The sequence below is a fragment of the Streptococcus infantis genome (genome assembly GCF_001579645.1).
GTDB lineage: Bacteria > Bacillota > Bacilli > Lactobacillales > Streptococcaceae > Streptococcus > Streptococcus infantis_E.
Window position 1 is genome coordinate 93,664 of record NZ_KQ970823.1, and the last position, 23,029, is coordinate 116,692.

A 23,029-nucleotide genomic window follows, 5' to 3' on the forward strand; every position below is an offset into this window, starting at 1 on the left:
CCCACTTTAGGGATAACATTTAGAAAATCTTTTCAACATAAAACGCATAATATCAAGGTTTTTGAATATCTGATATTATGCGTTTTTCTGATTTTAAAGATCTTTACCCAGCCTCTTTTTATGCATTACCAAAACAAAAAGTCTTTCTACGAGCTAAAGCTCCTCATAAATCACAACAAAAGGAAGAACCTAAAGAAAGTTTTTAGTAGAGAGGGAGTTCTCTTTTTATCAAACTAGAGTTGATGTTTGGTAAGTTTTATTTTCGATAGGTGAGTCGAATACTAGGAATTTTCGGCATTGAAAATTTTGGGAATGGCGTTTCTTTAGATGAAGTAAGGTGATAGGTTTGACTTGCTCAAGTTTAAGGGGGATTTAATTTTTGAAAAACTCTTTAATCATCTTTTAAGAATATACTCATAAGGGAGAAGTATAATGAGGTTTACCTTAATCTATATGCACTATAAATTTCAAACATAGGTGATATCTTACTATGGGCTGTTTTATCTATCATTACAAATCTCTATAAACCCTACAGTTTTTAAACCAACTAACTATAGAACTTTAGAGACTTATAGAGACTTTTTATAGAAGGTAGCAGGTGTAGAGTTCTATGTGCATAAGTCATTAGTTATAGGACTTGAGCAAACTAAAAACCAGCGACTTTAATCGCTGGTTGCTCATATGCTTGTTCACTTGATAGGGATGAAGGCTTATCTAGACCTTCTATTTCTACGATAGCCATTTAGTTTTTTATTTTCCCAATAACTGTTAAAGATTTTTTCTTTACTTTCACGATCAATTTCTAGGAAATAAGCATAGAGTAGATCGATTAAAATCAACATAGGGAGTTGGGCAGAGATGCGTTGGATATAGGAAGCCTGACTCTGGCTTGCTACCAGTACAGTTTCTGTAAATGCCTGAGTTTCCTTGCTAGGCGTACTAGTAAAAAGAACAGTTTTAGCCCCCATATCTTGAGCGTCTAGTAGACTGTCAATGATGGATGGAGTTGTTCCTGAAAGGGAGAAACCAAAGACCAAACATTTTTCATCGATGATACTGGTTGTCCAGGCGAAACCATCTGGATCTGTCAAAGCCTCACAAACGACTCCAAGTCTCATGAAACGCAATTTCATCTCACGCGCAACGAGGCCAGAACTTCCAGTCCCAAAAAAATAGACGCGTTCTGATTGATCAATCATTTGGGCAATGCGCTCCAGTTGGTCATCATCAATCAATTCTTGTGTCATTTCTCGGATATTTGTATAGCTTCTCAAGACTCTTTGTGTCAAAGGATTCATATCCTGTTGTGGAACGGAAAGGGTATCCTTTTGTTGCTGGTATTTGAAAATAAATTCCCGATAACCTGTAAAGCCACATTTTTTGGCAAAACGAGTGAGTGCCGCCTGTGAAATATGAAGTTTTTGAGTGACCTGCTGAGAAGACAAGTCATCATGAATGGTATCTGCCTGCAAAAAATAGCGGGCAATCTCTTGCTCTAAATCGGTCATTTCTTCAAAGTGAAGATCAATAATCGTAGAGATGTCTGGCTTGTTCATGGGACTCCTTTGTAGTTATTTGTTAAACATTATTTGTCAATAAAAGCTAACAAATAAAATAGCGCTTACTTCTATTATACCACAGTTGCTTTGTTTTTGGGATAAAAAGGAAAAGTCTTTTCTTTTTCCATAATTTTCTCTTCAAATTATGGTACAATGGAGATTGAGATTTTGATTAGAAATGAGACTGACTTGTATGAGAAAATTCAATAGCCATTCGATACCGATCCGGCTTAATTTATTGTTTGCAATCGTTATTTTGCTTTTCATGACCATCATTGGTCGCTTGCTCTATATGCAAGTTTTGAACAAGGATTTTTATGAAGCTAAGCTAGCATCTGCTAGCCAAACTAGGGTAACAACGGGCTCTGCTCGTGGAGAAATTTATGACGCGGCGGGAAAACCCTTGGTAGAAAATACTGTTAAACAAGTCGTGGCTTTCACACGAAGCAATAAGATGACAGCTACTGATTTAAAGGATATTTCCACTAAACTCTTAACGTATGTAACAGTTACCTCGCCAGATTTGACAGAACGTCAAATGGCTGATTATTATCTAGCAGATCCAGCTGTCTATAAAAAAACGGTAGAGGCTCTTCCTAAGGATAAACGTTTTGATTCTGATGGAAATCAGTTGTCTGAAGCTCAACTTTATAACAATGCTGCTGAGAGTATCACTTCTGATCAACTGAACTATTCAGAGGATGAAAAGAAGGTTATCTACCTCTTTAACCAGCTCAATGCAGTTGGTAATTTTGCGACAGGGAATATTCAAACAGATCCCTTAAGTGACACACAGGTGGCCATCATTGCTTCGGCTTCCAAGGAATTACCTGGTATTAGCATTTCAACTTCGTGGGATAGAAAGGTTTTAGAAACCTCGCTTTCATCTATCGTTGGAAGTGTCTCTAGTGAGAAATCAGGTCTTCCAGCTGAGGATGTGGATGCTTATTTGCAAAAAGGCTATTCACTTAATGACCGTGTTGGAACTTCTTATCTGGAGAAACAATACGAAGAGGTTTTACAAGGGAAGCGCACCGTAAAAGAAATCCATCTCGATAAATATGGCGATATGGAGAGTGTGGAAAATGTCGAAGAAGGAAGCAAGGGTAAAAACATTAAATTGACCATTGATTTGACCTTCCAAGACAGTGTGGATAATCTTCTGAAAAATTACTTCAGTTCGGAACTATCAAATGGTGGAGCAAAATATTCTGAAGGTGTCTATGCAGTAGCGCTCAATCCTAAGACTGGTGCTGTGTTAGCTATGTCAGGGATTAAACATAATCTGGAAACGGGTGAATTGACCTCTGACTCACTGGGGACTGTGACCAATGTCTTTGTTCCAGGTTCTGTCGTTAAAGCGGCTACTATCAGCTCGGGATGGGAAAATGGTGTTCTTAAGGGGAACCAGACCTTGACAGACCAGCCAATCGTTTTCCAAGGATCCCCAGCTATCAATTCTTGGTATACTCTTGCTTACGGTTCCTTCCCGATTACAGCAGTCGAGGCTTTGGAATACTCATCCAATACCTATATGATTCAGACTGCCCTAGGAATGATGGGGCAAACCTATCAACCGGATATGACAGTTAAGACCGACCAACTAGAGTCTGCTATGGGAAAACTACGCGCAACTTTTGGTGAGTATGGTTTGGGTGCTGCTACAGGGATTGATTTGCCAGAGGAATCAACAGGATTTATTCCTAAAAACTTTGATTTGGCTAATTATCTGTACAATGCTTTTGGACAGTTTGATAACTACACACCAATGCAGTTGGCCCAGTATGTGGCAACAATCGCTAATAATGGTGTTCGCCTGGCTCCTCATATCGTAGAAGGAGTCTATGATAATAATGAGCAAGGTGGTCTAGGAAATTTGATTCAGCAAACAACTAGCACCGAAATGAATAAAATCAATATTTCTGAGTCTGATATGTCTATCTTGCAACAAGGCTTTTACCAAGTATCGCACGGGACAAGTGCTCTTACGACAGGTCGTGCCTTTTCAAATGGTGCAGCAGTCTCCATCAGTGGGAAAACTGGTACAGCCGAAAGTTACGTGAATGGTGGTCAGAAAGCCAACAACACTAATGCTGTGGCCTATGCGCCAACCGATAATCCGCAGATTGCAGTCGCAGTTGTATTCCCGCATAATACGAATCTAACTAATGGTGTCGGACCTTCGATTGCTCGCGACATTATCAATCTATACAACCAACACCATCCAATGAACTAGAAAGGAAGCCATGCTTTACCCAACACCTATAGCTAAGCTGATTGACAGTTATTCTAAACTTCCGGGTATCGGGATTAAGACAGCAACCCGACTGGCCTTTTATACCATTGGGATGTCGGATGATGACGTCAATGAATTTGCAAAAAATCTTCTTGCAGCCAAGCGAGAATTGACCTATTGCTCTATTTGTGGACGCTTGACAGATGACGATCCTTGTTCTATCTGTACCGATCCTAGCCGTGACCAGTCTACGATTCTGGTTCTGGAGGATAGCCGAGATGTTGCTGCTATGGAAAACATCCAAGAATACCACGGACTTTACCATGTTTTACACGGTTTGATTTCCCCTATGAATGGGATTAGTCCCGATGATATCAATCTGAAAAGTCTCATGACTCGCCTCATGGAGAGTGAAGTTTCAGAGGTCATCGTGGCCACCAATGCGACTGCTGATGGTGAAGCGACTTCCATGTATATCTCTCGACTACTTAAACCTGCAGGGATTAAGGTTACTCGTCTAGCAAGAGGTCTAGCAGTAGGAGCAGATATCGAATATGCGGACGAAGTAACGCTCCTAAGAGCCATCGAAAATCGTACAGAACTTTAGTCTGTAAGGATATAGAACAGGCAATTAGCTAGTAGATACGATATATAAGAAATCAAGAGACTGGATTTATTTTTAATCCAGTCTCTTTTGTGCTATTCAAGTTTAAAAAAATAAACAAATGTGATATACTAAAAAGCGAGTATTCTAGTAGAAATAGGACAATCATATGAAACAAACAATTATTCTATTATATGGTGGACGCAGTGCAGAACGTGAAGTCTCTGTATTGTCAGCTGAGAGTGTCATGCGTGCGGTTAACTATGACCGTTTTGAAGTCAAAACTTTCTTTATCAGCCAGTCTGGTGATTTTATCAAAACCCAAGAATTTACCCAAACTCCTGGCCAAGATGAACGTCTCATGACCAATGAAACGATTGATTGGGACAAGAAAATTGCTCCAAGTGCCATCTACGAAGAAGGTGCAGTTGTTTTTCCAGTTCTTCATGGACCTATGGGAGAAGACGGTTCCGTTCAAGGTTTCCTAGAAGTCTTGAAAATGCCTTATGTCGGTTGCAACATCTTGTCTTCAAGCCTTGCTATGGACAAAATCACGACTAAACGTGTCTTGGAATCTGCTGGGATTGCCCAAGTCCCTTATGTAGCCATCGTTGAAGGGGATGACTTGGCTTCTAAGATTGCAGAAGTTGAGGATAAATTAACCTACCCAGTCTTTACCAAACCATCCAATATGGGTTCTAGTGTCGGTATTTCTAAGTCTGAAAATAAAGAAGAACTCCATCAAGCTTTAGAGCTTGCCTTCAAGTACGATAGTCGTGTCTTGGTAGAGCAAGGAGTCAATGCACGTGAAATCGAGGTTGGTCTTTTAGGAAACTATGATGTCAAGAGCACGCTACCTGGTGAAGTTGTCAAAGACGTAGCCTTTTACGACTATGAAGCCAAATACATCGATAACAAGATTACGATGGATATTCCAGCCAAGATTAGTGACAATGTAGTAGCAGTCATGCGTAAAAATGCAGAAACTGCCTTCCGTGCTATTGGTGGACTTGGCTTATCACGTTGCGATTTCTTCTATACAGATAAGGGAGAAGTTTTCCTAAACGAGCTTAACACTATGCCTGGATTTACCCAATGGTCTATGTATCCCTTGCTTTGGGACAATATGGGGATTAGCTATCCAGAACTAATCGAGCGTTTGGTTGACCTTGCTAAAGAAAGCTTTAATAAACGTGAAGCGCACCTATTGTAAAGATAGCTATAAGGGCGGGGAAGGACTCCTTGCCCCTTTTTAAAGGAGTAAATATGAAACTTACGATTCACGAAGTTGCGCGTGTCGTCGGTGCAAAAAATGATGTGACTAGCTATGTGGATAGTCCACTGGTCAAGGCAGAATTTGATAGCCGTTTGATTGGAGTTGGGGATTTATTTGTGCCACTCAAGGGGGCGCGTGATGGTCATGACTTTATCGAGACAGCTTTTGAAAATGGCGCAGTTCTAACCTTATCAGAAAAGGAAGTAGCAAACCATCCTTATCTTTTGGTAGAAGATGTCTTAACAGCCTTTCAAGCACTTGCGGCCTATTATCTTCAAAAGACTAGTGTCGATGTCTTTGCTGTCACAGGTTCAAATGGGAAGACTACGACCAAGGATATGTTGGCTCATTTGCTTTCTACAAGCTTTAAAACCTACAAAACGCAAGGAAATTACAATAACGAGATTGGATTACCTTATACAGTTCTTCATATGCCAGATGATACCGAAAAGCTGGTCTTGGAAATGGGGCAGGATCACCTAGGAGATATCCATCTTTTGTCTGAATTAGCTCATCCAAAGACAGCTATCGTGACCTTGGTTGGAGAAGCTCATCTGGCTTTCTTTAAGGACCGTTCTGAAATTGCAAAAGGTAAATTACAAATCGCTGATGGGATGGAAAAGGGTTCCTTACTTTTGGCGCCAGCTGATCCTATTGTAGAGGATTATCTGCCTGCTGATCAAAAAGTAGTTCGTTTTGGTCCAGGTGCAGAACTCGAAATTACAGAATTGATTGAGCGTAAGGATAGCTTAACCTTCAAGGCCAATTTCTTAGAGCAGGCTCTTGACTTGCCAGTAACAGGTAAGTACAATGCGACTAATGCTATGATCGCATCTTATGTTGCTCTTCAAGAAGGAGTGACTGAAGAGCAAATCCGTCAAGTCTTCCAAAATCTAGAATTGACCCGCAATCGTACCGAGTGGAAAAAAGCAGCCAACGGTGCGGATATCTTATCAGATGTTTACAATGCCAATCCAACTGCCATGAAGTTGATTTTAGAAACGTTTTCTGCCATCCCAGCCAATAAAGGTGGCAAGAAACTCGCAGTTCTGGCGGATATGAAAGAACTTGGAGATCAGTCTGTTCAACTTCATAATCAAATGATTTTGAGCATTACACCCGATGCCCTTGATACTGTTATTTTTTACGGTGAAGACATTGCTGAATTGGCTCAATTAGCCAGTCAAATGTTCCCAATCGGTCATGTGTACTACTTCAAGAAAACAGCCGATGAGGACCAGTTTGAAGCCATGGTTAAGCAGGTCAAGGAAAGTCTTGGCGCACATGACCAGATTCTGCTTAAAGGTTCGAACTCTATGAATCTAGCCAAGCTAGTAGAAAGCCTAGAAAATGAGCACAACTGATTTCGCCAAAGCTATTCAGAGAATGTTAGCTATCACTGATACTGGGTTGACCTATTCAAAGGATCCTTATGACCGTGAACGTTATGAGGATTTACGTCAGATTTTATGGAGTGTCTTGCAGGATCAAACGGAGCTCGATCAAGAGGAATTGACTGCAATTTTAAAACCAACAGGTAGCTATGCAACGCCCTTGATGGATGTAAGGGCATGGATTGTTCAAAATCAGAAGATTTGCCTGGTTAGAGGGCAAGGAGAGGATACTTGGGCATTACCTGGTGGCTTTGGCGAGGTAGGATATTCTCCCAAGGAAAATATCCGAAAAGAAGTTCAGGAAGAAACAGGATTTTCGGCAGAAGTAGGCTCTTTATTGGCAGTTTTTGATACCAATCGCTTTCAACTTCAGAACAAGCAGTATGCCAAGTTCGTCTTTGACTGTCAGTTATTGGATGGACATTTTCAAGAAAACCAAGAAATTGCAGAACTTGAATTTTTTGATATCAAGAATCTCCCACCCCTATCTGAAAAACGAATAACCCAAGAACAAATGGAAATTCTATGGCAGGTCTATCAGGGTGAGCGGGAACAATATGTCGATTAGAAGTTTTATTTTATATTAAGATCGACAGTTTCTTTTACACAAAATTATATGAAATAAATGTAAGCTAGGCTCTATAGAGATGAGTAAGAGGCCTGCTTATATGAAAATGAGGAAAGTTACATGAATGTTTGGGATGCTTTATTTAGCACGCAGCCGACGGAGCCACCCCAATTTGATCTTCTTTGGTATGGAAGTCTATTTACTTTATTGGCATTGACTGTATTTCTTGCCTATCGTTATGGTGAGAAAAAAGTTTGTCAACGATTTTTCCAGATTTTACAGGCCGTTCAATTAATTCTACTTTACGGCTGGTATTTGGTAAATCAGATGCCTTTGACAGAAAGTCTACCCTTTTATCATTGCCGTCTGGCAATGTTTATAGTGCTTTTGCTTCCTGGTGTTTCTAGAGTCAAACAGTATTTTGCTGTGCTAGGAACCTTTGGGACTTTGGCAGCCTTTGTTTATCCAGTGCCAGATCCCTATCCCTTCCCCCACATCGCTATCCTGTCCTTTATTTTCGGACACCTAGCCCTCCTTGGAAATTCCTTGATTTATCTTTTGAAGGACTACGATGCTAGCTTATTGGACTTCAAACGAACCCTAATCATCACATCTTCACTGAATGCTGTGATCTTTGTGGTCAATCTAATGACGGGTGGAGATTATGGCTTTTTGACAAAACCGCCATTGGTTGGAGACCACGGTCGTTTGATCAATTATCTAGTGGTTACGCTATTCCTGACTTGTGCCATTTATTTAGTCTCTAAAATTTTTCAGACAATCCTTCAGGAACAAGAAGAAAAAAGATTGAGAATCTGGCAGAAATAAAAAAATATTTTCCCAATCTCTTGACTTTTATCTGAGAATTTTGATACAATAGTAGACGGTATTGTTTACCCCATTTGTAAGGCCCCGGAACCTTTCAAATAACTTGCGGACCGGAACATCCGCCCTGTAAACAAAAACGATATTCATATAGGAGAAATCATGAACAAAACTACATTCATGGCTAAACCAGGCCAAGTAGAACGCAAATGGTACGTTGTTGACGCAACTGATGTACCTCTTGGACGCCTTTCAGCAGTTGTTGCTAGCGTACTTCGCGGAAAAAACAAACCAACATTCACACCACACACTGATACAGGTGACTTCGTAATCGTTATCAATGCTGAAAAAGTTAAATTGACTGGTAAAAAAGCATCTGATAAGATCTACTACACTCACTCAAACCACCCAGGTGGATTGAAATCAATCTCTGCTGGTGAACTTCGTTCTAAAAATGCAGTACGTTTGATCGAGAAATCAGTTAAAGGTATGCTTCCACACAATACTCTTGGCCGCGCTCAAGGTATGAAATTGAAAGTATTCGTTGGAGCTGAGCACACTCACGCTGCACAACAACCAGAAGTTCTTGATATTTCAGGACTTATCTAAGGAAAGGAACAATAAAGTATGTCACAAGCACAATATGCAGGTACTGGACGTCGTAAAAACGCTGTTGCACGCGTTCGCCTTGTTCCAGGAACTGGTAAAATCACTGTTAACAAAAAAGATGTTGAAGAGTACATCCCACACGCTGACCTTCGTCTTGTAATCAACCAACCATTCGCAGTTACTTCAACTGTAGGTTCATACGACGTTTTCGTTAACGTTGTAGGTGGTGGATACGCTGGTCAAGCAGGAGCTATCCGTCACGGTATCGCTCGTGCCCTTCTTCAAGTAGACCCAGACTTCCGCGATTCATTGAAACGCGCAGGACTTCTTACACGTGACTCACGTAAAGTTGAGCGTAAGAAACCAGGTCTTAAGAAAGCTCGTAAAGCTTCACAATTTAGTAAACGTTAATCAGTACGATACTATCAACGTTTCAAAGCACTCAAAAGTTTACCTTATGGGTGCTTTTTTCGTGTTTTTTTAAAAAGTTTACCTCAAAGTTCACCTTATTTTTACCTTATTGTTTTAGAGACTTTAAAGCAAATTCACCAACTGCTATAGGAACTACATTAGAAGTATTGACATAAATCTGAGTTGTACCTGTATCGCTATGAGTCAATGCTTCAGAAATGGCTTCTAAACTCATTCCTGCTTGTTTAGCAAGTGTTGCTCCTGTATGTCGTAATTTATGAGGTGAAATGTGTTTTAACCTTGGATATTATTTTTCTTCATAGTATGTTGTGTTATAATGTAGATACGATATGAAAAAATTAAGATATCTCTTTAAATTTTGTAAATGTCACTTTGTGTGAACATGAGTAAATTTGAGTTTAGAGAATGATAGGAAATAGTTTAGAATGATAAGTTTAGAGTTGATGTCTGAAGAAAATAGCATAGATGTTTATTCTTTTGAAAAAGAAAATCGGGAGTATTTTGAGCGAAGTTTACCTCCTAGACCAGCTCACTATTTTGACTTAGAAGGTTTTAAAGAAATTACAAGGGAATTGTTAAGGGAACAAGAGAATCATGATATCTACATGCATCTTATTAGAGATGTACAAGGCATTATGGTCGGAAGAATCAATTTAAGTGTTTTAGGGAAGGATAGAAAAACAGCAGAACTTGGATATAGGATTGGAGAAAATGTTACTAATTTAGGATATGCAAGCGAAGCGGTTAAACTCGTTTTAGACAAGGCCTTTACTACTTATGGTTTACATAAGATTATCGCAGGAACGGCAACGGGCAATCTGGCTTCTCAGAGAGTGCTTTTAAAAAATGGTTTCACCTTTAGTAAAATCATAGAAAATGACTTTCAAATGCATAACGAGTGGATTCATACGGCAGTATTTGAGATAAGGAATCTATAGCATCATCATTATCAGTCGTTTGCCAAAACTCAACATTCCCAGTAGACATTCGTCTGCTTTTTTTATATAATAAAACTAAACCAAAATGGTTGAGTTTTTAAAATAAAGTCAACCTTCGATGAAAGCATCACACTAGGAGGGAAGTCATGTACCAACCAGAAAAACTTAAGGCTCGGAGAAAAGAGCTAAAGCTAACACAGAAGGAAATTGCAGAGCAGCTTGGCATTAGTTTTCAGGCTTATTCGGCTTGGGAACGTGGTGTCAAGGAGCCTTCTAAAGAGAAGGTTTCACAACTAGAAGAGATTTTAAAAGTACCAAAAGGTTATTTCACCCAAATTGAGATTGTCCGTCTCTATAATAGCCTCTCTAGCCAAGGGAAAGAAAAGGTGGTAGTCTATGCTCGCAACCTGGTTCAAGAAGAACAAGCTAAGAAGGTAACGGCCATGCCAGAAAAACTTTTCGAGTATCATGTCTATGAACGCATGTCAGCTGGTATCGGAGCTTCGGTCTATGATGATCGGAATTTTGATACGGTTTACTTCAATGAGGAACTAGCTCACGATTTTGCTTCCTGGGTCTCTGGGGATTCTATGGAACCCAAGTATCAAAATGGTTCAGTGGCTCTGATTCGAGAGACTGGATTTGATTATGACGGTGCTGTCTATGCAGTGGTTTGTAACAACCAGACCTATATCAAGCGGGTCTATCGAGAGGAAGATGGCTTGCGTCTGGTCTCCATCAATCCTAAATACAAGGATATTTTCATCTCTTATGAGGAAGATCCACGGATTGTGGGCATTATCGTGGGTAACTTCGTACCGATGGAGGGGTAGTCTATGGGCTACTTTGATTATTCCAGAGAGCCCAAAAGTGATATTGCCTTTGTCGATATGAAGTCCTTTTATGCCAGTGTTGAGTGTGTGGAAAGAGGACTCCATCCTCTCAAAACATCCCTTTGTGTCATGAGTCGAGCGGATAATTCTGTTGGGCTTATTCTTGCCTCCTCGCCTATGTTTAAAAAGGTTTTTGGGAAAGCAAATGTAGGCCGTGCTTATGACCTCCCCTTTGATATTAAGACGCGTAAATTTTCCTACTACAATGCCAAGAAACAAGGCTTGCGGACAGACTCAGACTATGTGAAATTTATCGAAGACTGGGCTCGGGTGACCGTGATTGTCCCTCCTCGGATGGATAAGTATATCGCGGTCAATATGGAAATCCAACGAATCTTTCAGAATTATGGCAGTCCAGATGATATTTATCCCTACTCTATTGATGAAGGTTTTATCGATTTGACTAGTTCGCTCAATTATTTTGTCCCAGATCAGCAGATTTCTCGCAAAGATAAGCTGGATATGCTCTCGGCTCGTATCCAGAGGGACATCTGGCGGCAGACGGGGATTTACTCGACGGTGGGTATGTCTAATGCCAATCCCTTGCTTGCCAAGTTGGCCTTGGATAATGAAGCCAAGCACACACCGACCATGAGGGCCAACTGGTCCTATCAAGATGTGGAAGATAAGGTCTGGTCCATTCCAAAGATGACCGACTTTTGGGGGATTGGACATCGGATGGAGAAGCGCTTGAATAACTTGGGGATTCATTCGATTAAAGAATTAGCCAATAGCAATCCGGATTTCCTGAAGAAGGAACTTGGCCAAGCTGGACTTCGCTTATGGTTTCATACCAATGGGATTGACGAGAGTAATGTTCATAAACCCTATAAGCCAAAATCTCATGGTCTAGGCAATTCGCAAATTTTACCGAGAGACTATGTCAAGCAGCGAGATATCGAAATTATACTCCGAGAGATGGCTGAGCAGGTGGCTATCAGGCTTCGAAGAGCTAGTAAAAAGGCGACAGTGGTATCTATTCATCTTGGTTTTTCTAAGCAGGAACAAAAACGCTCCATCCATACCCAGATGAAGATTGAGCCGACCAATAACACCAGTATTTTGGTTAGCTATGTATTGAAATTATTCCATAGTAAATACACTTCTGGTGCTGTTAGGAGTGTTGCCATCAGTTATTCAGGATTTGTGGACGAATCCTTTGCTTTGATTTCCCTTTTTGATGATGTTGATAAGCTAGAAAAAGAAGAAAGGCTCCAGACGGCCATTGATTCTATTCGAGAGCAATTCGGATTTACTTCTCTCTTGAAGGCGACTGCCTTAGAGGATGCATCGAGAAGTATTGCCAGAAGTAAGCTGATCGGAGGGCATTCTGCTGGAGGATTAGATGGACTCAAATGATTGATCGTTCTTACTTACCTTTTCAATCCGCGAGGGACTACCAGGATCCAGGAATGCAGAAGTGGATGGGATTTTTCTTATCGGAGCATACGAGTTCACTCAGTGAAGAAAAAAATCGTGTCGATTTGTCGACTGATTTGACTCCAGTTGAGAAGTTGTTACTGCTTTCCCAGCTATACGTCGGACGACTAAAAGGCTCTTTTGTGGTCAAGGAGAAAAATCATAAAAGCACGATATTGGGTGAAGTAAGAGAATTATTTCCTCAAGAAATCTCTGTTAAAACGGATGAGGGTTATAGATTGATAAGGGTAGATGATATTCTCGCAATCCAATTATGTCAGGAGGGAGTTCATGACTAGAAAAGAGCTTTATGAAAACAAACTACAGATGGATTATTTCTCAGATGACTACATTCGTTTCGAGGAAGATTTTCAAAGGTATTCTGCCATGAATGTACCCCTGACTTTCCTGATTGACGACATTCTACGAACCATGGCCATCAACCAAAAGAACTACTTTGTCTTGAACAAGGAAAATGCCAAAGATGGCAGAGATCATTATTATTATTTTGAGATAGATGATCGCGTAGGATGTAGAAAATTTCACTATAAAAAGCATGTGAATAGATAATTTAGATACTAGGATAGATGAAACATATATTTGTAGCGAGAGATTTTATCCTAAAAAGGAAAAAATACTAGGCCGAAATTCATAAAATTAGTTTATGCTGCTGAAATCTTAGCTAAGGACTTAGTGTATTTTAAATTTGGTGCTGACTTAATTGAGCAGAATGATGTAAGGAAAGAACAATCAAATGAAATGAAGGTAGATGGGCGTTAAAAAATATTGGCAGTAGATTTTTTAGTTTCTTTAATGAATGTAAAAGCTGGGCTTGAATGAAAGGAGCATTTTAAAATGCATCCTAGAGAATCCGATTTGTCATCAAAAAAACATCATTTTCTTAGTTCTTGTCATAGATTTGTAATGAAAATGTACTTTCTTTGTAAAAATCAAAATGCTATAATTCTCTAAACAATTTTCCTTGCACAGGGAGGTTATTATGAAAAAATATAGATTGTTAAAGAAAAGTTTCTTGGCGCGTATCCTTGGATTGCTGATGGTATTTCTCTTCTTATCAGCATTCACAGTACCTGAAAAACCAGACTATGGTATCTACGATCCAAATCACTATTTGACAGAGGACACTATCACACAAATTCGTGATTTGAATGAAGCTAATAGTAAAAAGGCAGAAAAGCTCCAAATAGGTGTCTATATCGTAGATAGTCTGGAAGGAGAAAGCATTGAAACGGTGGCTAATGAAACTGCCAGGGCTTGGAAGATTGGCTATTCAGGAGATAATTTTGGAAGTCTCATTGTAGTAGCTGTTCAAGACCGTAAATCGAGAATTGAAACCAGTAATAACACCGCCATTAGAATAACGGACTATCAAACCAAGCAGATTTTGGCAGCCAGCCGTACAGATTTCAAAACTGGTGACTATGGTAAAGGAATTCTAGCGATTGCCAAAGGCTTGGACAATCAGTTTTATAGAGGAAGTGGAACATTTCCATCTGATGAATCCTCTAAAATCAAACGTTATTCTGATAGCATCAGTGGGAAAAAATCGAGTCGCAATAGTAGCTCGTCTAGTCATCGTAAGAACAGTGACCCTATGGACAATGTGTTTGGAGTAGGGATAATCATTTATTTCATTATCGTATTTATAGCCATTATTAGAGGAGGCGGCGGTGGCCGAGGAGGAGATTCCTCTGACGGAGGATGGTGGTTTAGTGACTCATCCGATTCGGATTCATCTTGGTCAGACTCAGGTTCAGATTCTTCTGGTGGCTGGGACGGCGGAGGCTTTGATGGTGGAGGTTCATCTGATGATTGGTAATGTCAGTATAAAATTTAAAGAAATGAGTAGGTTTAGATATGAAAAATAAAGGAATCATTTATGTATTGAGCATTTTACTAGCCATTATCTTGCTGGGAGGTTGCTCGGTTGTAGGTACTTATAACGGTCTTGTCTCCGAACAGACCAAGGTAGAACAAGCTCAAGCAAATGTAGCGACAGCTCTTCAACGTCGTTCAGACTTGATTGGAAATCTGGTAGAGTCTGTAAAGGGACAAATGAACCATGAGACAGAGGTCTTCACCCAGATTGCAGAAGCACGTGCAAAAATTGGGAATGGCTCTGTTACTTCAAAGGAAAACCAAGAGGCTCAAGGTGAGTTGAGTTCAGCTATTTCACGCCTGCTTGTGTTGACAGAGAACTATCCTGAGCTTAAGAGCAATCAAAATGTGGAACAACTCATGACGGAGTTGGCTGGAAGCGAAAATCGTATTTTTGTAGCCCGCAAGGATTACAACCAGGCAGCAACTGACTACAATCAAAAATTAAGAAGCTTCCCAACTGTTCTCTTTGCTAATATGATGAACTTTAAAGAAGCAGAAACCTTCAAAGAAAGCGAAGAAGCCAAGATAGCTCCAAAGGTTGACTTTAGTACTTCTACATCAAAACAGTAGACTGGTCGATTATTTCTAAGAATTGCAAGATCTGGAAACTACTTTCCAGGTCTTTTTGCTATAATAAAAATAGGAAACAGTTCTGGAGGTGATGAGATGGAGAAGTTGCTACAATTGTTGATTTTAGTGCCCTATTTTTTCTTTTTTAGTTGGCAAAGGAAGGTACGACCAGGAAGTAAGCACTTTTCCTTCCTTTACTATTTTTACTGGATTTATTTACCTCTCATGACCTTGTTTAGTCTAGCTTTCACTCTTTTTTCGCTAATCTTATTTAATTTTATTTTACTAGAACCCAAGGATTTAGCTAGGTGGTTGATATGGATAGTTTTAGTCTTTTTATCTTTAGTCAATGACTGGAAAATCTATGCTTGTCTAAAATTTATGAAAAAACTGAAGTTGGAAAAGAATAAGGTTAATCTTCCTTGAGAGAACTGAGGAAATTAGTACCTAATAACTGAAGGATGCTTGGTTTCTCAATGCTGAGTTAAGTAGAAGTTTAAATTAGGGGAAAATGAAGCTAAGGGTAGGAATTTTAAGAGGAACTAATCTCGATGATTAGCCCTTTTTTGCCCTAAGGGAAAACGGAATATTTCTTGAAAAAATTGGGCAAATATGCTACAATAAAAAGAACATTCTAAAATATTCAGAATTTAAAGTAAGGAAAAAAATGGCAAATTTACTAAAAACAATCATCGAAAATGATAAAGGGGAACTCCGCCGCCTAGAAAAGATGGCTGATAAAGTCCTCAAATATGAAGATGAAATGGCTGCGTTAACAGACGAGCAATTGAAAGCAAAAACAGAAGAATTCAAACAACGCTATCAAAATGGTGAGACTCTTGACCAACTTTTGTATGAGGCGTTTGCTGTTGTACGCGAGGGAGCTAAGCGTGTTCTTGGTCTTTTCCCTTATAAGGTTCAGGTTATGGGAGGAATCGTTCTTCACCATGGTGACGTTCCTGAGATGCGTACTGGTGAGGGGAAAACCTTGACAGCGACTATGCCAGTATACCTTAACGCTCTTTCAGGTAAAGGTGTACACGTAGTTACGGTCAATGAGTATCTATCAGAACGTGACGCGACTGAGATGGGTGAGTTGTACTCATGGCTTGGTTTGTCAGTAGGGATTAACTTGGCAGCCAAATCTCCAATGGAGAAAAAAGAAGCTTATGAGTGTGATATCACTTATTCAACAAACTCAGAGATTGGATTTGACTACCTCCGTGATAACATGGTTGTTCGTGCGGAGAATATGGTTCAACGTCCACTCAACTATGCCTTGGTCGATGAGGTTGACTCTATCTTGATTGACGAAGCTCGTACTCCTTTGATCGTTTCAGGAGCCAATGCAGTTGAAACTAGCCAACTCTACCATATGGCAGACCATTTTGTGAAGTCTTTGGATAAGGATGACTATATCATTGATATTCAGTCTAAGACAATTGGTCTATCTGATTCTGGTATTGACAAGGCTGAAAGCTACTTCAAACTAGAAAATCTCTACGATATCGAAAACGTAGCCTTGACTCACTTTATCGACAATGCCCTTCGTGCTAACTACATCATGATTCTTGATATTGACTATGTGGTCAGCGAAGAGCAGGAAATCTTGATTGTCGACCAATTTACCGGTCGTACCATGGAAGGTCGTCGTTATTCTGATGGTTTGCACCAAGCGATTGAAGCCAAAGAAGGTGTGCCAATCCAAGATGAAACCAAGACTTCAGCTTCTATTACCTACCAAAACCTTTTCCGTATGTATAAGAAATTGTCAGGGATGACAGGTACTGGTAAGACAGAGGAAGAGGAGTTCCGCGAAATCTATAATATTCGTGTTATTCCAATCCCGACAAACCGTCCAGTTCAACGTATCGACCATTCGGATTTACTTTTTGCTAGTCTTGAAGCTAAATTTAAGGCTGTTGTCGAAGATGTAAAAGCTCGCTACCAAAAAGGTCAACCAGTCTTGGTAGGTACTGTTGCTGTTGAAACCAGTGATTATATTTCTAAAAAATTGGTAGCTGCAGGAGTTCCTCACGAAGTATTGAATGCCAAGAACCACTACAAAGAAGCTCAAATCATCATGAATGCTGGCCAACGTGGTGCAGTTACAATCGCGACCAACATGGCCGGTCGTGGTACTGATATTAAGCTTGGTGAAGGTGTTCGTGAACTTGGTGGACTTTGTGTCATTGGTACAGAACGCCATGAAAGTCGTCGTATCGATAACCAGCTTCGTGGACGTTCAGGACGTCAAGGAGACCCAGGGGAGTCACAATTCTACCTTTCTCTTGAAGATGATTTGATGAAACGTTTCGGTTCAGAGCGCTTGAAGGGTGTCTTTGAACGTCTTAACATGTCTGACGAAGCCATCGAATCTCGTATGTTGACACGTCAGGTCGAAGCAGCGCAAAAACGTGTTGAAGGAAATAACTACGATACTCGTAAACAAGTCCTCCAATATGATGATGTTATGCGTGAACAACGTGAGATCATTTACGCACAACGCTATGATGTTATCACTGCAGAACGTGACTTGGCTCCTGAAATTCACGCCATGATTCGTCGTACGATTGGACGAATTGTCGATGGGCATGCTCGTTCTAAACAAGATGAAAAACTTGAAGCAATCTTGAACTTTGCCAAGTATAACTTGCTCCCAGAAGATTCGATTTCACTTTCAGACCTAGAAGGTTTGTCTGACCAAGCTATCAAGGATGAACTATACCAACGTGCATTGAAAGTCTACGATAGCCAAGTTGCTAAACTTCGTGATGAAGAAGCTGTGAAAGAATTCCAGAAAGTCTTGATTCTACGTGTTGTAGATAACAAGTGGACTGACCATATCGATGCCCTTGATCAGTTGAGAAATGCAGTTGGTCTTCGTGGTTATGCCCAAAACAACCCTGTCGTGGAATATCAAGCGGAAGGCTTCCGTATGTTTAATGATATGATTGGTTCGATTGAGTTTGATGTGACTCGCTTGATGATGAAAGCACAAATTCATGAACAAGAACGACCACAAACTGAACATCATATCAGTACGACAGCAACTCGAAATATTGCTGCGCAACAGAAAGATCTTCCAGCTGATTTGGATCTCAGTCAAGTAAAACGTAATGACTTATGCCCATGTGGATCTGGTAAGAAATTTAAAAACTGTCATGGTAAACGACGTTAAGAATGACTAATTTTCAGGCGGATGCCTAGTGAAAAGTGAATTTTCGCTTGGCGTCCGTTTGCTTTATAAGGAGATGAATGATGGTATTTACAGCAAAAAGCCCTAAAATTAATATTGAAGAAGTTCGTAGTTTGTCTAAATTAGAAGGACAAGCACTTGCCAATAAACAACAACGCGATCAAGAACTTGAAGCGATTATTCGTGGTGAGGATCAACGTATTTTGTTAGTGATTGGTCCGTGTTCGTCTGACAATGAAGAAGCAGTTCTTGAGTATGCCAAGCGTTTGGCAAAATTGCAAGAAGAAGTCAAAGATCGCGTCTTTATGGTGATGCGCGTCTACACTGCTAAACCACGTACTAATGGTGATGGTTATAAGGGCTTGATTCACCAACCAAATGCCAAAGAAGCACCTAGTCTCATCAATGGGATCAAGGCGGTTCGTCACCTGCATTACCGTGTTATTTCTGAGACAGGAATGACGACAGCGGATGAAATGTTGTACCCAGAGAACCTTCCTTTGGTAGATGATTTGATTTCTTATATGGCAGTTGGAGCTCGTTCGGTTGAAGACCAACAACACCGTTTTGTAGCTAGTGGAGCAGATTTTGCGACAGGTTTTAAAAATCCAACGTCTGGAAATCTCAATGTCATGTTCAACGGTATTTATGCAGCGCAAAACAAGCAGAGTTTTCTTTTCCTAGGAAAAGAAGTCGAAACTACTGGAAATCCTCTATCCCATGCCATTCTCCGTGGTGCCCTTAACGAATACGGGAAAAACATTCCTAACTACTACTATGATAATTTGATGGATACTATTGCCCAGTATGAAAAGATGGGCCTTGAAAATCCATTTATCATCATTGATACCAACCATGATAACTCAGGCAAGCAGTATATGGATCAGATTCGCATCGTTCGTCAGACCTTGATTAACCGCGATTGGAATGAAAAGATTAAAAAATATGTTCGTGGTTTCATGATTGAGTCTTATCTAGAAGACGGTCGTCAAAATGAACCAGAGGTCTTTGGGAAATCTATCACCGATCCATGTCTAGGATGGGAAAATACTGAGGCTCTTGTGCGCGAAATCTACCAAAGACTAGGAGAATAATATGGCATTTATTGAAAAAGGTCAAGAAATCGATATTGAAGCGATTAAGGCGGAAACACAGTTATCTGCAAAAGCCTTGCAACATAAGGAAAGCCGTGACCAGGAACTAGCAGACATCCTTTCAGGAAAGGATGACCGAATCTTATTGGTCATTGGACCTTGTTCGTCTGACAATGAAGAAGCAGTTCTTGAGTATGCTCGCCGTTTGGCAGACTTACAGAAGAAAGTTGCGGATAAGATTTTCATGGTCATGCGTGTATACACAGCCAAGCCACGCACCAATGGAGATGGCTACAAGGGTTTGGTTCATCAACCAGACACTTCTAAAGCACCAAGTTTGATTAATGGTTTGCAGGCTGTACGTCAGCTTCATTATCGTGTTATTACAGAAACTGGATTGACTACAGCGGATGAAATGCTTTATCCATCCAATCTTGTCTTAGTTGACGATTTAGTCAGTTATCATGCTGTGGGTGCGCGTTCAGTCGAAGACCAAGAACACCGTTTTGTAGCTTCAGGAATCGATGCACCAGTGGGGATGAAAAATCCAACCTCAGGAAATCTATCTGTTATGTTTAATGCCATCTATGCTGCACAAAACAAGCAAACATTTCTTTACCATGGACAAGAAGTTGAGACTTCAGGTAATCCCCTGGCCCACGTTATCCTTCGTGGAGCTATGAATGAATATGGGAAAAATGAACCAAACTTCTACTATGAAACTCTCTTAAATGCTATCGGACGTTACGAGTCTATGGGTCTTGAAAATCCTTTTATCATGATTGATACTAACCATGATAACTCAGGCAAGCAATATATGGAGCAAGTTCGAATTGTTCGTCAGGCTCTGCTCAACCGTGACTGGAATGAAAAGATCAAGAAGACAGTTCGAGGTTTTATGATTGAATCCTACTTGGCAGATGGTCGACAAAATCAACCAGAAATCTTTGGTTGCTCTATTACAGACCCATGTCTAGGATGGGAAAACACAGTAGCCCTGGTAGAAGAAATCTATACTACCTTAACAAAATAAGTGAAAAGGATGGAGTTGGGGGTATCTCAACTCTTTTTGACGAAAATGATAGTTGGACACGGAATTGATATCGAAGCATTAGCTTCCATACAAAATGCAGTTGAAAAAAGAGAAGGTTTTGCCCAGCGTGTCTTGACAGACAAGGAAATGGAGCGCTTTACTAGTCTTAAAGGCCGTAGACAAATCGAGTATCTGGCTGGTCGTTGGTCAGCTAAAGAAGCCTTCTCCAAGGCTCTAGGGACAGGGATTGGTAAGTTGGGCTTTCAGGATTTGGAAGTCTTGAACAATGAGAGAGGAGCTCCCTACTTCAGCAAATCCCCGTTTTCAGGAAATGTTTGGCTATCAATAAGCCATACAGATCAGTTTGTGACAGCTAGTGTTATTTTGGAGGAAAATCATGAAAACTAGTCCACATAGACCAACCAAGGCCCTCATTGACCTAGGTGCTATTCGCTATAATATCCAACAAATGGGTGCGCATATTCCTAAAGATGCTCTTAAATGGGCGGTTGTGAAAGCCAATGCCTATGGACACGGTGCAGTAGCTGTCGCGACAGCTATCCAGGATGATGTCGATGGTTTTTGCGTTTCTAATATCGATGAAGCCATCGAGCTTCGTCAGGCAGGAATTTCTAAGAAGATTCTTATTTTAGGAGTATCTGAGGTTGAATCTCTTTCATTGGCTAAAGACTTTGATATTACCTTGACAGTGGCTGGGTTGGAATGGATCCAGAAACTCATAGCCACAGAGTCAGACTTATCAGGTTTAACTGTTCACCTTAAAATTGACTCAGGTATGGGACGAATTGGTTTTAGAAGTGCAAGCGAGGCTGAAGAAGCTCAAACTTTACTCAAGGAGCATGGAGCAAATGTTGAGGGAATCTTTACACACTTTGCAACTGCTGATGAAGAGTCGGATAGCTATTTTAAGGAACAGTTAGAGTGTTTCAAGGAAATACTTGCTGGCTTGCAAGAAGTACCAGAATTGGTTCATGCTAGTAACTCCGCAACGACTCTATGGCATGCAGAAACTATTTTCAGTGCTGTTCGCATGGGAGATTCCATGTATGGTCTCAATCCAAGTGGACAAGTTTTGGAATTGCCTTATGAACTAAAAACAGCCTTAACTTTGGAGTCAGCTATTGTTCATGTTAAAACAGTCCCAGCTGGGGCTTGTATGGGTTACGGAGCAACTTATCAAGCAGACGGTGAGCAAGTCATTGCAACGGTACCGATAGGTTATGCAGATGGTTGGACACGAGATATGCAGAATTTCTCAGTTCTGGTGGATGGACAATTGTGCCCCATCGTAGGACGTGTATCCATGGACCAAATCACCATTCGTTTGCCTAAGCTTTATCCATTGGGTACCAAGGTAACATTGATTGGCTCAAACGGGGACAAGGAGATTACTGCAACAGATGTAGCGGTTTACCGTGGAACCATCAATTATGAGGTAGTTTGTCTCCTCAGTGATCGAATTCCGAGAGAATATTATTAAAAAACAGAAGGAAAGGAGAGTAGCATGAATTTACACCAACCCTTACATATCTTGCCTGGTGTGGGACCCAAATCAGCAGAAAAATATGCCAAACTAGGAATTGAAAACTTGCAAGACCTCTTGCTCTACTTTCCTTTCCGTTATGAAGATTTTAAGACCAAGCAGGTGCTAGAACTAGAAGATGGTGAAAAGGCTGTCCTATCTGGTCAGGTGGTAACGCCAGCTAGTGTTCAGTATTATGGATTTAAGCGCAATCGTCTTCGCTTTAGCCTTAAACAGGGAGAAGTTGTTTTTGCAGTTAATTTCTTCAACCAACCCTACCTGGCTGACAAGATTGAGCTAGGAGCAACCTTGGCTGTCTTTGGAAAGTGGGATCGTGCTAAAGCTAGTCTCACAGGCATGAAGGTTTTAGCCCAAGTGGAAGATGACCTCCAGCCGGTCTATCGTCTGGCTCAAGGAATTAGTCAAGCAAGCCTTGTTAAAGTCATTAAAACCGCCTTTGACCAGGGTCTAGATCTCTTGATAGAGGAAAATATCCCTCAGTCCTTGCTCGATAAATACAAACTCATGTCTCGCTGTCAGGCTGTTCGTGCCATGCATTTTCCTAAGGATTTAGCAGAATACAAACAGGCCCTTCGTCGAATCAAGTTTGAGGAGCTCTTTTATTTCCAAATGCAATTACAGACCCTCAAGTCTGAAAATAAGATTCACGGAAGTGGATTGGTCCTGAATTGGTCCCAGGAAAAACTAACTGCGGTTAAAGAGGAATTGCCTTTTGCCTTAACAAAAGCCCAAGAAAAAAGTCTACAAGAAATCCTGACAGATATGAAGTCGGACCAACACATGAATCGACTCTTACAAGGGGATGTCGGTAGTGGGAAGACAGTGGTTGCGGGTCTAGCGATGTACGCGGCTGTAACGGCTGGTTATCAGGCAGCTCTAATGGTTCCGACAGAGATCCTTGCAGAGCAACATTT

General features: G+C 40.6%; 23 protein-coding genes and 1 pseudogene. 22 read left to right on the forward strand and 2 right to left on the reverse strand.

Going from position 1 to position 23,029, the window contains the following annotated elements; all coding sequences use genetic code 11:
* Positions 1-77 precede the first annotated feature (77 nt).
* On the forward strand, positions 78-206 hold the full coding sequence (locus SINDD18_RS11560; RefSeq protein WP_261674130.1) for a hypothetical protein: 129 nt from the start codon (positions 78-80) through the stop codon (positions 204-206).
* Positions 207-710: 504 nt separating this feature from the next.
* On the opposite strand, the gene SINDD18_RS08475 is transcribed toward SINDD18_RS11560, so the two are convergent.
* Positions 711-1,556, reverse strand: a complete 846-nt coding sequence (locus SINDD18_RS08475) for a MurR/RpiR family transcriptional regulator (RefSeq protein WP_060956197.1) — start codon at positions 1,554-1,556, stop codon at positions 711-713.
* Between the two features lie 196 nt (positions 1,557-1,752).
* Between SINDD18_RS08475 and pbp2b the strand changes: the two genes are divergently transcribed.
* From pbp2b to rpsI, 8 genes are all read left to right on the forward strand, one after another.
* Positions 1,753-3,795, forward strand: coding sequence for a penicillin-binding protein PBP2B (gene pbp2b / locus SINDD18_RS08480; RefSeq protein ID WP_061863820.1), 2,043 nt, complete (start codon positions 1,753-1,755; stop codon positions 3,793-3,795).
* 10 nt (positions 3,796-3,805) lie between these two features.
* On the forward strand, positions 3,806-4,402 hold the full coding sequence (gene recR, locus SINDD18_RS08485) for a recombination mediator RecR (RefSeq protein WP_036753812.1): 597 nt from the start codon (positions 3,806-3,808) through the stop codon (positions 4,400-4,402).
* A 166-nt stretch (positions 4,403-4,568) separates the two neighbouring features.
* A complete protein-coding gene (locus SINDD18_RS08490) occupies positions 4,569-5,612 on the forward strand; it encodes a D-alanine--D-alanine ligase (RefSeq protein WP_061863821.1) in 1,044 nt (347 codons plus the stop codon).
* Positions 5,613-5,665: 53 nt separating this feature from the next.
* Entirely contained in the window at positions 5,666-7,039 is a 1,374-nt protein-coding gene (locus tag SINDD18_RS08495) for a UDP-N-acetylmuramoyl-tripeptide--D-alanyl-D-alanine ligase (protein ID WP_061863822.1), read from the forward strand.
* Positions 7,026-7,637 (forward strand): NUDIX hydrolase, encoded by a 612-nt coding sequence (locus tag SINDD18_RS08500; protein ID WP_061863823.1) that lies wholly within the window; start codon positions 7,026-7,028, stop codon positions 7,635-7,637. Before SINDD18_RS08495 ends, SINDD18_RS08500 begins: the two co-directional genes overlap by 14 nt.
* 120 nt (positions 7,638-7,757) lie before the next feature.
* Positions 7,758-8,465 (forward strand): YwaF family protein, encoded by a 708-nt coding sequence (locus SINDD18_RS08505; protein WP_060956192.1) that lies wholly within the window; start codon positions 7,758-7,760, stop codon positions 8,463-8,465.
* A 159-nt stretch (positions 8,466-8,624) separates the two neighbouring features.
* Positions 8,625-9,071, forward strand: coding sequence for a 50S ribosomal protein L13 (rplM, locus tag SINDD18_RS08510; RefSeq protein ID WP_001044622.1), 447 nt, complete (start codon positions 8,625-8,627; stop codon positions 9,069-9,071).
* 18 nt (positions 9,072-9,089) lie between these two features.
* A complete protein-coding gene (gene rpsI / locus SINDD18_RS08515; protein ID WP_000075969.1) occupies positions 9,090-9,482 on the forward strand; it encodes a 30S ribosomal protein S9 in 393 nt (130 codons plus the stop codon).
* A gap of 106 nt (positions 9,483-9,588) precedes the next feature.
* Here the strand turns inward: rpsI and SINDD18_RS08520 are convergent.
* Positions 9,589-9,789: pseudogene (locus tag SINDD18_RS08520) on the reverse strand (tyrosine-type recombinase/integrase); the annotation flags it as partial.
* 139 nt (positions 9,790-9,928) lie between these two features.
* Between SINDD18_RS08520 and SINDD18_RS08525 the strand changes: the two are divergent.
* From SINDD18_RS08525 to SINDD18_RS08590, 13 genes are all read left to right on the forward strand, one after another.
* Positions 9,929-10,441, forward strand: a complete 513-nt coding sequence (locus SINDD18_RS08525; RefSeq protein ID WP_061863825.1) for a GNAT family N-acetyltransferase — start codon at positions 9,929-9,931, stop codon at positions 10,439-10,441.
* 146 nt (positions 10,442-10,587) lie between these two features.
* A complete protein-coding gene (locus SINDD18_RS08530) occupies positions 10,588-11,274 on the forward strand; it encodes an XRE family transcriptional regulator (RefSeq protein WP_061863826.1) in 687 nt (228 codons plus the stop codon).
* A 3-nt stretch (positions 11,275-11,277) separates the two neighbouring features.
* Positions 11,278-12,693: a Y-family DNA polymerase gene (locus SINDD18_RS08535; RefSeq protein WP_061863827.1), complete on the forward strand. Its 1,416-nt coding sequence runs from the start codon at positions 11,278-11,280 to the stop codon at positions 12,691-12,693.
* Entirely contained in the window at positions 12,690-13,052 is a 363-nt protein-coding gene (locus tag SINDD18_RS08540) for a hypothetical protein (protein WP_061863828.1), read from the forward strand. The genes SINDD18_RS08535 and SINDD18_RS08540 overlap by 4 nt, the downstream gene beginning before the upstream one ends.
* Positions 13,045-13,323 (forward strand): DUF5960 family protein, encoded by a 279-nt coding sequence (locus tag SINDD18_RS08545; protein WP_061863829.1) that lies wholly within the window; start codon positions 13,045-13,047, stop codon positions 13,321-13,323. The genes SINDD18_RS08540 and SINDD18_RS08545 overlap by 8 nt, the downstream gene beginning before the upstream one ends.
* 430 nt (positions 13,324-13,753) lie before the next feature.
* Positions 13,754-14,593, forward strand: coding sequence for a TPM domain-containing protein (locus SINDD18_RS08550; RefSeq protein WP_061863830.1), 840 nt, complete (start codon positions 13,754-13,756; stop codon positions 14,591-14,593).
* A gap of 38 nt (positions 14,594-14,631) precedes the next feature.
* Positions 14,632-15,225 (forward strand): LemA family protein, encoded by a 594-nt coding sequence (locus SINDD18_RS08555; protein WP_049528841.1) that lies wholly within the window; start codon positions 14,632-14,634, stop codon positions 15,223-15,225.
* A gap of 667 nt (positions 15,226-15,892) precedes the next feature.
* Positions 15,893-18,406 (forward strand): preprotein translocase subunit SecA, encoded by a 2,514-nt coding sequence (secA, locus tag SINDD18_RS08565; RefSeq protein WP_061863832.1) that lies wholly within the window; start codon positions 15,893-15,895, stop codon positions 18,404-18,406.
* Positions 18,407-18,486: 80 nt separating this feature from the next.
* A complete protein-coding gene (locus SINDD18_RS08570) occupies positions 18,487-19,518 on the forward strand; it encodes a 3-deoxy-7-phosphoheptulonate synthase (protein ID WP_000232201.1) in 1,032 nt (343 codons plus the stop codon).
* A 1-nt stretch (position 19,519) separates the two neighbouring features.
* Positions 19,520-20,551 (forward strand): 3-deoxy-7-phosphoheptulonate synthase, encoded by a 1,032-nt coding sequence (locus tag SINDD18_RS08575; RefSeq protein ID WP_061863833.1) that lies wholly within the window; start codon positions 19,520-19,522, stop codon positions 20,549-20,551.
* Positions 20,552-20,596: 45 nt separating this feature from the next.
* The gene (gene acpS, locus SINDD18_RS08580) at positions 20,597-20,959 is read left to right on the forward strand and encodes a holo-ACP synthase (protein WP_061863854.1); all 363 of its coding nucleotides are present in this window, start codon (positions 20,597-20,599) and stop codon (positions 20,957-20,959) included.
* Positions 20,949-22,052 carry an alanine racemase gene (gene alr / locus SINDD18_RS08585; protein ID WP_061863834.1) on the forward strand — a complete coding sequence of 368 codons (1,104 nt, stop codon included), beginning with the start codon at positions 20,949-20,951 and terminating at the stop codon, positions 22,050-22,052. The genes acpS and alr overlap by 11 nt, the downstream gene beginning before the upstream one ends.
* 24 nt (positions 22,053-22,076) lie before the next feature.
* Positions 22,077-23,029 (forward strand): DEAD/DEAH box helicase (locus tag SINDD18_RS08590; protein WP_153014452.1); only part of this gene is annotated, 953 nt, incomplete at its 3' end.

What these genes read in the sequence shown, in the direction of transcription:
- SINDD18_RS11560 (WP_261674130.1), top strand. Translation starts at nt 78, where the DNA reads ATGCGTTTTTCTGATTTTAAAGATCTTTACCCAGCCTCTTTTTATGCA.
- SINDD18_RS08475 (WP_060956197.1), bottom strand. Translation starts at nt 1,556, where the DNA reads ATGAACAAGCCAGACATCTCTACGATTATTGATCTTCACTTTGAAGAA.
- pbp2b (WP_061863820.1), top strand. Translation starts at nt 1,753, where the DNA reads ATGAGAAAATTCAATAGCCATTCGATACCGATCCGGCTTAATTTATTG.
- recR (WP_036753812.1), top strand. Translation starts at nt 3,806, where the DNA reads ATGCTTTACCCAACACCTATAGCTAAGCTGATTGACAGTTATTCTAAA.
- SINDD18_RS08490 (WP_061863821.1), top strand. Translation starts at nt 4,569, where the DNA reads ATGAAACAAACAATTATTCTATTATATGGTGGACGCAGTGCAGAACGT.
- SINDD18_RS08495 (WP_061863822.1), top strand. Translation starts at nt 5,666, where the DNA reads ATGAAACTTACGATTCACGAAGTTGCGCGTGTCGTCGGTGCAAAAAAT.
- SINDD18_RS08500 (WP_061863823.1), top strand. Translation starts at nt 7,026, where the DNA reads ATGAGCACAACTGATTTCGCCAAAGCTATTCAGAGAATGTTAGCTATC.
- SINDD18_RS08505 (WP_060956192.1), top strand. Translation starts at nt 7,758, where the DNA reads ATGAATGTTTGGGATGCTTTATTTAGCACGCAGCCGACGGAGCCACCC.
- rplM (WP_001044622.1), top strand. Translation starts at nt 8,625, where the DNA reads ATGAACAAAACTACATTCATGGCTAAACCAGGCCAAGTAGAACGCAAA.
- rpsI (WP_000075969.1), top strand. Translation starts at nt 9,090, where the DNA reads ATGTCACAAGCACAATATGCAGGTACTGGACGTCGTAAAAACGCTGTT.
- SINDD18_RS08525 (WP_061863825.1), top strand. Translation starts at nt 9,929, where the DNA reads ATGATAAGTTTAGAGTTGATGTCTGAAGAAAATAGCATAGATGTTTAT.
- SINDD18_RS08530 (WP_061863826.1), top strand. Translation starts at nt 10,588, where the DNA reads ATGTACCAACCAGAAAAACTTAAGGCTCGGAGAAAAGAGCTAAAGCTA.
- SINDD18_RS08535 (WP_061863827.1), top strand. Translation starts at nt 11,278, where the DNA reads ATGGGCTACTTTGATTATTCCAGAGAGCCCAAAAGTGATATTGCCTTT.
- SINDD18_RS08540 (WP_061863828.1), top strand. Translation starts at nt 12,690, where the DNA reads ATGATTGATCGTTCTTACTTACCTTTTCAATCCGCGAGGGACTACCAG.
- SINDD18_RS08545 (WP_061863829.1), top strand. Translation starts at nt 13,045, where the DNA reads ATGACTAGAAAAGAGCTTTATGAAAACAAACTACAGATGGATTATTTC.
- SINDD18_RS08550 (WP_061863830.1), top strand. Translation starts at nt 13,754, where the DNA reads ATGAAAAAATATAGATTGTTAAAGAAAAGTTTCTTGGCGCGTATCCTT.
- SINDD18_RS08555 (WP_049528841.1), top strand. Translation starts at nt 14,632, where the DNA reads ATGAAAAATAAAGGAATCATTTATGTATTGAGCATTTTACTAGCCATT.
- secA (WP_061863832.1), top strand. Translation starts at nt 15,893, where the DNA reads ATGGCAAATTTACTAAAAACAATCATCGAAAATGATAAAGGGGAACTC.
- SINDD18_RS08570 (WP_000232201.1), top strand. Translation starts at nt 18,487, where the DNA reads ATGGTATTTACAGCAAAAAGCCCTAAAATTAATATTGAAGAAGTTCGT.
- SINDD18_RS08575 (WP_061863833.1), top strand. Translation starts at nt 19,520, where the DNA reads ATGGCATTTATTGAAAAAGGTCAAGAAATCGATATTGAAGCGATTAAG.
- acpS (WP_061863854.1), top strand. Translation starts at nt 20,597, where the DNA reads ATGATAGTTGGACACGGAATTGATATCGAAGCATTAGCTTCCATACAA.
- alr (WP_061863834.1), top strand. Translation starts at nt 20,949, where the DNA reads ATGAAAACTAGTCCACATAGACCAACCAAGGCCCTCATTGACCTAGGT.